Genomic DNA, 12670 nt, shown 5'->3' with positions numbered 1-12670 from the left:
ATATATTTGTCTTTTAAGCGATTACAATGTTTAACAAAAGTACCCCTGCAAGTCCAACAATGCCAACAATGGATTCCATTAAAGCCCATGATTTGAAGGTATCTTTTAAAGTTAAACCGAAATATTCTTTAAACATCCAGAATCCGGCATCATTAACGTGAGAAAACATCAGGCTTCCTGCGCCAACTGCCAAAACCATCAGATTTGGATTGGTATGTGAGTGTTCCATGAGCGGTATAATAATTCCAGCCGTGGTTAACCCCGCAACCGTTGCAGAGCCAACACAAAATCTAATAATTGCGGCAATCATCCAGGCCAGAAACAAAGGTTCTGCATTAACATCCTGAAGGTAATCGGCAATTTGATTGCTTACACCACTTTCCGTTAAAATTTGTTTTAATGCGCCTGAGCCGGCAATGATTAACAAAATCATAGCAATATCTTTTAAAGCATCGCTATAAATGGTCATTATTTCTGTAGTCTTTTTACCTTGAGATAAACCTAATAGCCAGGTTGCAGCTATCAATACGATTAACATGACAATTGAGGGGCTTCCTGCAAATAAAATATAAGGAAATAAGGCCGAATCTGATTTCAAAATCATTGGCAGAAATGATGCGGCAGCCAATAAAATTACTGGAAGCAGGGCTGTAAAAAAGCTTTTAAAACCATTCGGAAGTTGTTCTTCAGTTAATTCTTTTGCCTTAAAAGAAGCCATTGGGCTTGCCGGAATGGCTTTAAGTGTACTGGAGAAAATAGGTCCGCCTATGATGATTGCGGGAATGGCGACAGCTAAACCATAAAGTAAGGTTAAACCCATATCTGCCTTAAATTGAATAACTAATGCAGCCGGAGATGGATGTGGTGGCAAAAAACCATGTGTAACGGATAAAGCGGCCAACATGGGTAAACCAATATATAATGCAGGTAATTTATACCGATAAACGACAGAAAATATCAACGGAACCATCAAAACAAAACCTATCCCATAATAAAGGGGAATACCAATTAAGAACCCGGTTAAAACCATTGCCCATTGAATGTATTTAGTTCCGAAAATACCCATACTAACCTGGGCAATTTTTTGTGCGGCGCCACTTTCGGCAACCAATTTACCAAGCATTGCACCAACAATAATAATAATGGTTAGCGAACCTAATACATCGCCCATGCCCTTTTCTATGCTTGACGGAATTTTGGCAGGCGGTATACCTAATGCTAATCCGGCAATAATGGAAACCATCAGAAATGATAGAAATGCATTAATTTTAAATACCGAAATCAGTACAATCAATAAAGCAATGCAGAGCAAAACGATTAGTATAGTCATTTAATTTACAATTATTTCATCAACCATTAACCAGGCCTTTGTACCTGCGCCGTAAAATCCATCAGGTATGATGCCCGCATTTGCGGCTTTAATACGAACATACCTCGCTTTTACCGGGTTAATTTTATGTAATGCGGTGTTTATGCCTTCAACAGAAAACTTTGTTTGGCGAAATACTTCTTTAAAACTAATATTATCGGCAGATACTTCCATAATAAGTTCTTTCGGCGGATGCATTTTTTGCCATTGGTAATTCAACACGTTAATTCCAATTTCATGAATGGTTTTATCGGTGCCCAAATCTACAACGGCTTCAAAATCGGTTCCACTTAATCCTAACCACTCACCGTTATTGTATAATGGAGAACCCAAAATTCCATTAACTAAAACCTGTTTATCAACACTATAATTACCATTACCTAAATTTTTTAATGAGATAATTTTATCTGATGCAAGATTTTTAATGATTTGCTGTTCATATAATTTGCCTACCGGATAACGTCCTTTAAAAAGTTTAGATTTAATCGTAGCAGACTTTTCCAATTTTATATTTGATGTATATTTCTTGCTATTTCTTGTTGGTTCGTTACCATTTAACGTATAACGAATTTCGGTATTGGGCATATCTGTTTCAAGAACAAAACCATTTGGCACAGGCTGGCCAACAATTTCATAAAATGATGTACTGTAATTTATTCCTTTAAGAAACTTCAGACTACCATTTAAGCGAGTTAAAAAATCAGGATAGTTTTTATATTCTTTCTTAGACCAACCTATTTCTGCCAAAGCGATAATCCTTGGAAAAATCATGTATTCGGCTTTTTGTACATCAGACATATATTCTGACCATACATTTGCCTGAATGCCTTTAATATAGCTCTGTTCAGTTAAATTGAGTTCAGCAGGCATTGGCTCGTAATCATACAATTTCCGGAGTGGTAAATAGCCACCTGCAGCTGTTTGTTCGCTTTTGTTTAAGGATTGATAATAATCAAGATAAACGAATTTTTCCGGGGTCATGATTACGTCGTGCTTCAGTTTTGCCGCAGCAATTCCTCCCGACAAACCTGTCCAGCTCATTACAGTCGCATCAGGTGCCAATCCACCTTCTAATATTTCATCCCAACCGATTATCTTTTTGCCTTTGCCATTAAGGTATTTTTCCATTCTCGAAATAAAATACGATTGTAGTCCATGCTCATCTTTTAGCTTTTCTTCTTTAATTCGCTTTTGGCATTTCGGGCAATCGTGCCACTTAGTTTTCGGACATTCATCACCACCAATATGAATGTATTTGGAAGGAAATAACATAATCACTTCATCCAAAACACCTTCTAAAAAATTAAAAGTTTCTTCATTACCGGCGCAAAATACATCATCAAAAACACCCCAAAAGGTTGCCGTTTCGTATCGAACACCAGTACAGCCGAGATTAGGATAACCTGCAAGAACTGCTCTTGCATGGCCTGGCATCTCTATTTCCGGAACCGTTGTAATTTGTCTGTCTGCCGCATATTTTACAATATCTTTAACTTCTTCCTGCGAATAAAAACCGCCATAACGTTTCCCATCAAAAACATGGGGATTCGCACGTTTATGTCCTATTAGGGTTTCTTTTCTAAAAGCCGATATTTTTTGTAATAAAGGATATTTTTTAATTTCAATTCTCCAGCCCTGGTCATCCGTTAAATGCCAATGAAAAGTATTAATCTTATAAAATGCCAGTACATCAAGCCATTTTTTTATTGCAGCAACGCTAAACATATTTCTGGCAACATCAAGATGCATTCCTCTATAATCAAAACGAGGTTCATCAGAAATATGGTATGCAGGAACCTGTATTGTTCTTCCGTTCTTTTTTATAAGTTGTGTTAAGGATTGCAGCCCATAAAACAAGCCCCGTTCATCAGGAGATTTGATATCAATCCTCTTTGACGAAATATCTAAAATATAACCTTCAGCTTTAATTTTTAATGTCGAATCGATAATAAAATTAATGCCATTAACTTGTTCTATACTACTTTTCGAAAGTAAAAATTCAGATATATCCTTAAAGTATTGATTGAAAAAACTTAAACTAATCTGCTGATTATCAGAAAAAAATAATTTTGTACTGGCTTTAATAATAAAAAACCCTTCTTTTCTTATTTCCCCAACAGGCTTTGGAATGATACCTGAACCAGAAACATTCTGACTAAAGGTTTTTAAAACTATTAATTGTAAAACTGTTAAAATAAATAGTTTTAAAATTATAGCCTTAGAGAAAAAAGTTATTTTATGAAAGGGAATGTTTATCATAACGAAATTACAATAAAGTCTAAGGTAAGCTTAAAACTTTATTTTCGCCTTCGATAACAACATTTTGCTGCTCTGCTACCGCTTTATATTCATAGGCACCTTTTGGTAGTTTTACAATCCCCATAAAAGTTCCTTCGGGCTTAATCGGAAGCCATGGTGTCATCTTCCATGGTTCAGCATAAAGCGTTTCTACCTGTCCACGATATGGACGATAATAAAATCGTGCACGTTTTGGCTTAATATCTTTATAATTAAGAATTTGCGCATTCATTTCGACTAAGCCATTAAGCAGCTTAAAATTACCAGTCTGTACCGTTGCAGCTTCTGCAAAAACAGGGCTTACATTTTCAAGTTTTATAACAACAGGATTTGGCCAACGGTGGTCATCATAAATTCGTTGTGCTTTTACAACGGAAACTTCTAATCCATTTTCGGTTTGCTTAAATTTGCAGGAAACGTCTAAATTGGGTTTATATTCTATAATTTTACTATTCTGCCCTAAAACACTAATATTAGTATTGCTTGATGATTTCACGGAGTGTAAAAGAAAAGTTCTGCGTTCTCCTTCTTTCCAATCTTTGGAATCCATAACAATCGCAAATAAAACACCTGTATCTTTTTTGGTGAAATAAATATTTTCTTCTTTACTTACCACCCAGCTTCGTACATCCTCCATTGCTTCGTGGTTGATGTAGTACCAGCCTGCCATTTCGCGTAACCGGTTTTCCTGTTCTTCAGCCAAAGCACCATTTGCCCTTGGACCAACATTTAATAATAAAGAACCACCTTTTGATCTGGCCTCAATAAGTAAATCAATTAGTTGAGAACCTGACTTATATCGCTCGTTTGTAGGCTGATATTGCCATGCGGTACCAATGGTAACTGGCGATAACCATGGCTGCGTAATTTTTGCGCCTGGTAAAGTCTGTTCTGGCGTTAAAATAGCGCCGCGGGTTATTAAAATATTAGGTTGCATTTTCCATGCGGTTTCTTTAACGGTTTCTTTCGGATCGCCATCTATAAACAGAACATCGATTTTACCGTAGTTTTGCATCAATTCTTCCGTTTGTTTACGGTTATATTCTGCGTATTCCTTAGTCGTTTTAGCGTCAAGATTGGTAATATTCCTACTGATAGGTATTTTATGTTTGTAAAGAAAATTGAAATCTTCTGGAGAAAAATAAAAACCAACATCTAATCCAGCTTCGCGGGTAGCGTTTACAAACTCTTTAAGTAAATCTTTTTTATAAGGGGTATTGGTAATGTTAAAATCGGTGGTTTTAGTATCCCAAAAACAAAAACCTGCATGATGTTTTGTTGTAAAAACAATGTATTTCATACCTGCAAGCTTAGCCAGTTCGGCTATTTCTTTTGGATTAAAAGAGGAAGGATTAAAGGTTTTTGGCAAATCTCTGAAATAACGTTCAGTGTAATCATCAGAAGCGCCAACCAGTGAATGACTGATTACAATGCCTAATTGTGCATCGACATTAAAATGAATAAACAAGCCAGCTCCTGTATTCCTAAGCCATTCTTCTCTTTCAGGTTTATTTAAATTGTAGCTACTGGAAGTCTCATCTTCCACAACATCATTTTTTTGTGCTGAAGCTATAATACAGAAAAACAGGCATAAAATAATTAATCGATATTTCATTATGCTAATAAATTAATCCCGCAGTGCAACCACTATGCACCGCAGGGATTTTGAAAATTAATTTTGTTAAAGTTTATCCCACCAAATTCGGGTTAAGAAATCATCCGCACCTTGTCTTGCAATTGCAGCATCAAGTGATGTACGATTTAAATTCTGCTCTGAAAGTGGGTAAAGCATCCTTCTGAAAATCTTACCTCCTGTTGCGTTTCCAACATAAACTACAGGAACCAATGCAGGGTAACCTGTTCTGCGGTAACTTGCAAATACTTCCTGGGCATCAGGAAATAAAGCCAACCAAAATTCAGTATAAATTTGTTGTAATTTATTATCTAAAGTTCCTGCTGCATTTAAAGGATGGTATTTAATGTATGTATTGATTTGTAAATCGCTTATAACACCATCGGTTGGTGAGATAATTGCCCACTGTTTCATAGCAGCTTTTATACCAGCTTCGTAAAGTGTAGATGCATTACCTGTATACCAACCACGTAAAACTGCTTCAGCTAAAAGGAAATTTGTTTCAGCCGTGGTGAAGATAAGTTTTGCGCCCCCCTGGGCAAGAACCGTTTTTTGATTTGGTTCAGAATAAGTTACAAAATTTGCAGGTTTTGCATTTAATGTTGCAGGCATTCCTTTTTGTATGGCAGCAGAAGTATCAGCTACACCATTTACATAAACCACAGATAAAATTCCTAGGCGAGGATCTTTATTGTTTTTCATGTAACTAATAAATGTATCCTGGTATTTCCCCCCTTCAGGGTTACTTATTCCGTCTGCTCTAGTGTAATCGCTATTGTATAAAGCCAGGGCGATTGGATTTTTATTTATATCCTGGCCAGCACTTAAGTAAGATATTTTAGCGATATCCGCGTCATCAGTGATAACTCCACCTGCTATTGCCCTTTTTACCCAGGTTTCAGCTAAAGCAGCATCTACTTTTGTCATTCTCATACCCAAACGAAGCATCAATGAATAGGCAAATTTCTTCCATTTTACAGTATTACCCGCATAAATTAAATCGGCTGCACCAAAAGTTGCTTTGGCAGTATTTAAGCTTAAAGCAGCTTCATCCAACTCTTTTAATAAATTTAGATAAATTGCTCTTTGTGCGTCATAAGCAGGTTTAAAATTTGAGTTGGTGTAACCCTGAGCCGCCTCGGTGTATGGAATATCTCCATATAAATCAGTAATTCTGCTGTAGCAATATGCTTTCCAAATCCTAGAAGAAGCTAATAAATTTACTTTCTCCGGATCTGTTTTAACAGCGTCGATGACCAAAGTGAGTTCGTTAATCTCTTGAGCATAAGCCGCACTAAAAACGGCAGATGATTGCTGACTTTGACTAGAAACATATTTAGAACCAAAACCTGCAACATCATTAAAACTGGTTGTATACTGCATGGTTCCTAGCAATAAATTCAGGTTGTTTTTAGCACCATCGTAAAGAGATTTTGTAAAAACAAAGGCCGGTTGTATGTTCGATGAAGCTTCAGGATCTGTATTAATTTCCTGAAAATCTTTTGTACATGAAGCAAATGTTGCGCTTAACCATAACATGCAAATAGTTGCTTTATATTTATTTGAATACTTTTTCATTATTAAAGCTTTAAAATTTAACCATTAAGTTCATACCGAAAGTGCGTGTTCTTGGTAATCCAATCGATTCAAAACCCTGTGCATTACCATTGGTGTAACTAGACTCAGGATCGAAGTTATCTGTTTGCTTGTATAGCGTAAGGATATTTCTTGCCACAAAAGATAAACTAGCTGACTGTATTTTAACAAGTTTTAAATTTTTAACCGGAATATTATAAGATAAAATAGCCTGACGAAGCTTTATGAAACTTCCATCATGAACAAAAAGTTCGGAATAATTCCTCATATCATTATAATATGCCCTCAAATCACTAACCGGAATCACGGCAGTATAAGGGTTCCCGGCTTGGTCAACACCATTAAGTGTTAAACCACTTTCCCTTCCTGGCAACGTACTTTTCATTAAGCCTAAGCGAGTTGCATAAACTTCCTTGATAGAAAGAACTTTGTTACCGAATTTTCCATCGATTAAGAAACTCAGGGTAAAATTACCGTACCTGAAATCTTGATTTAGTCCCATAGTTAAGGGGGGAACACCATCACCTAGTTCTTGCAAACCAGTAGCTACCGGACGTTTACTGGTCGAGTTGTATACGATTTGACCAGCAGTATTTCTTAGTATTTTTGTTCCAACAATTGTTCCGTAAGAGCTGCCTACAGTCTGATTAATGTAACCCCAGTTACCTACCGAATTTGCTACTTGAAAACTATTTGTACCTTCTACCAGTTTGATAACTTCACTTTTATTATAAGATACGTTGTAACTAACGTTCCAGCCAAATTTTTCACCAGAAACAGGATTACCCGATAATAAGAATTCGACACCTTTATTACTTAATTCACCAACATTTAACACGGCATTATTGTAGCCCGATGTTGATGAAATGGCAGCATTCAAAATATCGTTAGTTGTTTTACGACTGTAAACAGTAAAATCTAAACCTAACCTGCCTTTAAACATTTTCAACTCAAAACCGCCTTCGTAGGTTGTAGAGGTATATGGTTTTAAATTCTGGTTTGTGATATCATTGCTGGTAACATTCTGTAATGGTAAGCCCGAACTTGGTACGTTGCTGTAGGTTAAGTTAATTTTATAAGGATCTGCTGCACCTCCACCAACTTCTGCCCATGAAGCCCTAAGCCTGAAAATATCAATTGATGAAGGAAGTTTTAATGCATCAGATACTACAAAACTACCACCAACACTTTGATATAAAATGCTGTTATTTGCGGGACTTAATGTAGAAAACCAATCATTTCTTGCTGTATAGGTTAAAAAGAATATGCTCTTATAATCAAAATCTGCCGAACCAAATACAGAATTCGTTCTGATTCTTTGGAAGGTTGGAACTGTATTCGCTGTAGCAAGATTTTTATAACTGTAGAAATAAGGAATCGTAAAATTAGAACCATCCATATTTAATTGTTTATTTTCAAACCTTCTACTATTTGCACCACCAAGTATGGAAATTCCTATTTTTTCTGCAATACGAGTTTTATAATTACCTGTAATTAATGCGTTGGTTTCAGAAACATCAGATTTTATAGCTGAATACTGCCCGTTTGGAATATAAGTATCGCCTGTTGGCAAAATATTTTCATAATTGTAATTATAAAAATCACGACTAATAACTCCTTTTAAAGAAAAGTTCTTTACAATATCATACGTAATTGAACCTTGACCAATAAAACGATTTTTAGTGTCATTTTCTTTATATTTATTTATTACAAAATAACCGTTGGTAGCAATACCTGCGTCGTTCCATGGAGTTTGATTTCCAGCGGCATCATAACCTGGCGCTAACCACCTTACGTCTACAGTATTTGCAACCTCATATGGTGTCCAGTTTGGATTACCCAAAGCATCGCCGGCAGAAGTTCTGTTAAAACCTCTTTCAAGGTTGTATTGCGCTAAACCTTCTACCCTAATTTTATCATTTATTTTAGCATTAACATTTAAATTAGCAGTTTGACGTTTAAACCTGGTCGTCGAAATAATACCTTTACTATCTAAATCTGCAATGGATAGGCGATATAGGACGCCATCAGTGCCCCCAGAAAAAGCAACGGTATTGGTAAAATTTGTTCCAGTTGAATAGAAATTTTTAATATTATCTGTAACTGCACTATACGGATGTGTTAAACCATCAGCGGCAATGTAATCAGAACCATCTATTTTGGCTCCAAAAGAAAGGCGGCCTGTAGCTATTGCATCATTTTTTGTTAGCGGCTTAACTCCGCCGAGCCCTTGTCCGTATTCGTACTGGTAATCATTATCGTTTATAGCATTTTCGATAGTAAAAGTCGAGTTGTATTCAACGCCTATGCCGCGTTGTTTAACACCTTTTTTTGTGGTAATTAAGATTACGCCATTACTTGCACGAGAACCGTATAAAGCAGCAGCCGTTCCGCCCTTCAAAACGGTAATCGTTTCAATATCATCAGGATTTATACTAGAAATACCATCTCCTCTATCTACGTTAGTCGCTATTCCATTAGTTGTCGCAGCTCCGCCCGGAACCGTATTATCAATCGGCATTCCGTTTACAACATAAAGTGGTTGGTTATTTCCATTAAATGAGCCATTACCACGGATAATTACCCTACTGGAACCTCCAGGACCTGTTGAAAGTCCTGTAGCATTAACACCTGCCACTTTACCTGTTAAAGCATTCGCAATATTATTTTCCCTGGCTTGTGTAAATTCCGAACCTTTAACTTCAGTTACAGCGTACCCTAAAGCCTTGCTATCTCTCTTAATACCTAATGCAGTAACAACTACCTCATTTAAATTACTATTACTCTCTTTAAGTTTAATAGAAACAGGTGCATTTAAGTCTGAAATTGGCAAATCCAAACTTTCATAACCTACTGATGCAATGGTTAGAACAATTGTTTGACCTTTTAAATTAGCAGGAACCGTAATGCTAAATAGCCCTTGTGTATCAGTTGATGAACCAGTTTTGGTTCCTTTAATGTAAACTGTAGCCCCAATAAGAGGCGTGTTATCATTTGCTGATAAGACCGTGCCCTTAATTACATCGTCGCTATTTGCATTTCTCGAATCAATAATGATGTACTGGGAATCACTGATTTTGGTAAAACCAAGTAATAAACCATTTAAACTTAATGTTAATGCTGCATTTGCATCAGTAACTGACATAATTTTTGCCTCGGTAACATTAGTCACTTTGTTTTCGAGAATACCTTCTTTATAGGCAATTTTAATATCGAACTTATTTTTAATAAGTTCAATGGCATTTTTAAGGGAAATTTTAACTTCTGCCGTTACCTGTGGCGCTTTATTAGTCTTTTTATAATTAGCCAAGTTTCTGGCCATTAGCTGAGCAGAACAAAATAAGGCACATGCGCTGAACAACATAGTAAGGCAACAGTATTTCACTGCCCTGCTAAGGTTGAGTAATCTCATAATTTGTTTAGTTAAGTTGGTTTTGTTTAGTTGATTGTTTGTTAAAGAATTCAAGCGCTTAAATTCTGTAACTGATTTATTCTTCAATGGTAATGTTTTTGTTTTCGGTTTCGATATTTAAGTGTAAAGTTGTTTTAAGTATTTTAATCAAATCATTAACATTATTAACATTAATTTCTCCTTCTATTTTTAGCTTGCTCAGTTTGTCATCAAGCCTTACATTGTAACCTAAATCATCTACTAACAACAGGCTAATCTCTTCTAATGTTGCATCTTTAAATACCAATTGATGACCTGTCCAGGCAGTTAAACGCTCTGGGTCTTGAAGTTTTTGGTGGCTTAAACTTTTTCCTTCAGCATATTTTACAAAATCTCCGGGCACCATAATAAATTGCTTTTTTACTTTGCTAAGATCTTTATAATCAATCCTGATTTTTCCACTTACTAGGCCTATGCTAGTTTTCTCATGTCTATCTCTAACATTAAAAACTGTTCCTAAAACTTCGATATTAACATCACTACAATGAACTATAAATTTCTCTCCCGGTTTAATATTATTTGTATCTATATTAAGGTGTTTAACTTTAAAAAGTGCCTCTCCATTAATCCAAACTTCTCTTAATCCCTTATTAAAATTTTTAGCGTAAGTTATTTTAGAATTTCCATTAAGTGTTACTTCAGATCCATCTGGTAAAATAACTGTTCTGATTTTTCCAAAATCTGTTTTCTGGATTTCTTTATTAAGGAAATTATTGTAGATAAATACTGATAGAAATATTAATGCAAAAGCGGCGGCTACTTTAAAATAAAAAGGAAGTTTAAATACTTTTGAAGCTGATTTTTGTTTAACAATTGTTGCAGAAATTCTATCAAATATTTTGGATTGAGCATCTTCATTAAAAAAGGTATCTTGATTACGGAAAGCTACTATTGCATTGAATGCAGTTTCTGCAATTTTCTTTCGCTCAGGGTATTCTGCTTTAAATGCATCCCAGGCTTCCAAATCGGAAGTTTTTTGCGCTTTAACGAAACTTAAGAATGAATCATCATTAAGAAAATCTTCAAAACTGTAACTGATATATTTAGAAAAATCCATATAGAGAATGATATAATACTCCCTATATACACGCAACACATGAAATTATCCCTTGCTTTTAAAAAAAAAATTAATTTATTTCTAAAATTGCCTTTTCTGATAATGTAAAGCACAAAATAATTAATAAATCAGTTAATTTTATTTTTTCCTGAAGCTTATTGACGGCTTTATAGAGCAGTTTATATGCAGAATTTATATTCAAATTCATGATATCGGCAATTTCATCGTAATTTAAACCTTCATAAAACCTTAGGTAAACGATTTCCTGTTGCCTTGCAGGTAAAGTTTCAACAGCTTCTTTTATTTTTTTTTGAAGGGCTTTTTCCGACTCACTCTCGATCATGACCGTATCGAAGGAAACTTCAAAGTTAAATGGATAGTCATCATCAGAATCGATATTTACAAACCTTTGTTGTCTATCCATCTTTCTGAAAAGAAGATTTCTGAGCGATTTATATAAGTAATTTTTAACGGAAGCCGGATTACCCAGGTGCGATTTCTTCTCCCAAAGATTTACAAATAAGTCGTGTACAGCATCTTCAATCAGGGTGATATCTCTTGTAAACTTGAATCCATAATTGTTTAATGCTTTATAATGAACATCATAAAGTCGCACATAAGCATCCCAGTCACCACTTTTAAAAGCGCCCCATTCTTTGTCACTGTATTCATTATTAGAAACCACTTTAAAAGCTATATTTATGGAAATAAAGAAAGGTAGAGTTGATTGCTTTTAAATATGGATATAAAAAATTTTACAACAAAATATTCTGGATAAATTATAATTTATTAGATGCTCACTTTCTAAGGTTTTAAAACTCATTTTATTTTAAATCAAAAAAAACAGTATAAAGCAACTCGATGACGAGGATCGAACCAAAAAATTAATACCAATCGTCCCAGAAAGGCATTTTTGAATATATTTACATTTTTGGCATCAAAATATCGAACCATTTCCTATATGACGATTTATTCAATAACTAATTGAAAATAAATACATTAAACAAAAAAAAGCAGCTCTTTTCAGAACTACTTCAAAACTTTTGGGTCAGTGGCGGTGCGTAATTCGAACCATTTTGTGGACGAATTGATTGAAATAGGTGGTTTTTCGAAGATTTTTGAGAAATAGATTACACCTATTTCAAATACTTAAAAAATCTATGCACAAATTAAATGAAGTTTGCGATCATTCTAAGCCCGTACTTGAAGAATGAATTTTAATTTGCTTTTGCTATTCTTATAGTTAAGAACATTTTGAATGTTAAC

7 protein-coding genes are annotated in these 12670 nt (G+C 35.1%); all 7 read right to left on the bottom strand.

What is annotated here, in order from left to right:
- Positions 1 to 13: 13 nt before the first annotated feature.
- The 7 genes from IEV50_RS08630 to IEV50_RS08600 all read right to left on the bottom strand — a co-directional run bounded on the left by IEV50_RS08630 (position 14) and on the right by IEV50_RS08600 (position 12089).
- Entirely contained in the window at positions 14 to 1330 is a 1317-nt protein-coding gene (locus IEV50_RS08630; RefSeq protein ID WP_188413112.1) for a gluconate:H+ symporter, read from the bottom strand.
- A complete protein-coding gene (locus tag IEV50_RS08625) occupies positions 1331 to 3628 on the bottom strand; it encodes a glycoside hydrolase family 20 protein (RefSeq protein ID WP_188413110.1) in 2298 nt (765 codons plus the stop codon).
- A 19-nt stretch (positions 3629 to 3647) separates the two neighbouring features.
- On the bottom strand, positions 3648 to 5282 hold the full coding sequence (locus IEV50_RS08620; RefSeq protein WP_188413109.1) for an alpha-L-fucosidase: 1635 nt from the start codon (positions 5280 to 5282) through the stop codon (positions 3648 to 3650).
- Between the two features lie 66 nt (positions 5283 to 5348).
- Entirely contained in the window at positions 5349 to 6878 is a 1530-nt protein-coding gene (locus tag IEV50_RS08615) for a SusD/RagB family nutrient-binding outer membrane lipoprotein (protein WP_188413106.1), read from the bottom strand.
- A gap of 10 nt (positions 6879 to 6888) precedes the next feature.
- Positions 6889 to 10308, bottom strand: coding sequence for a SusC/RagA family TonB-linked outer membrane protein (locus IEV50_RS08610; RefSeq protein WP_188413104.1), 3420 nt, complete (start codon positions 10306 to 10308; stop codon positions 6889 to 6891).
- Positions 10309 to 10384: 76 nt separating this feature from the next.
- Positions 10385 to 11404, bottom strand: a complete 1020-nt coding sequence (locus IEV50_RS08605; RefSeq protein ID WP_188413102.1) for a FecR family protein — start codon at positions 11402 to 11404, stop codon at positions 10385 to 10387.
- Between the two features lie 70 nt (positions 11405 to 11474).
- Positions 11475 to 12089 carry an RNA polymerase sigma factor gene (locus IEV50_RS08600; protein ID WP_188413100.1) on the bottom strand — a complete coding sequence of 205 codons (615 nt, stop codon included), beginning with the start codon at positions 12087 to 12089 and terminating at the stop codon, positions 11475 to 11477.
- Between the last annotated feature and the right edge of the window lie 581 nt (positions 12090 to 12670).

Origin of the sequence: Pedobacter mendelii (genome assembly GCF_014635725.1) — a bacterium.
GTDB classification, from domain to species: Bacteria; Bacteroidota; Bacteroidia; order Sphingobacteriales; family Sphingobacteriaceae; genus Pedobacter; species Pedobacter mendelii.
Note: the sequence above shows the minus strand (reverse complement) of the source record. Positions and strands in the feature narration are given on the sequence as shown.

Bases quoted from the DNA above. Each gene is read 5' to 3' on its own strand.
- IEV50_RS08630 (WP_188413112.1), bottom strand. From the start codon at position 1,330: ATGACTATACTAATCGTTTTGCTCTGCATTGCTTTATTGATTGTACTG.
- IEV50_RS08625 (WP_188413110.1), bottom strand. From the start codon at position 3,628: ATGATAAACATTCCCTTTCATAAAATAACTTTTTTCTCTAAGGCTATA.
- IEV50_RS08620 (WP_188413109.1), bottom strand. From the start codon at position 5,282: ATGAAATATCGATTAATTATTTTATGCCTGTTTTTCTGTATTATAGCT.
- IEV50_RS08615 (WP_188413106.1), bottom strand. From the start codon at position 6,878: ATGAAAAAGTATTCAAATAAATATAAAGCAACTATTTGCATGTTATGG.
- IEV50_RS08610 (WP_188413104.1), bottom strand. From the start codon at position 10,308: ATGAGATTACTCAACCTTAGCAGGGCAGTGAAATACTGTTGCCTTACT.
- IEV50_RS08605 (WP_188413102.1), bottom strand. From the start codon at position 11,404: ATGGATTTTTCTAAATATATCAGTTACAGTTTTGAAGATTTTCTTAAT.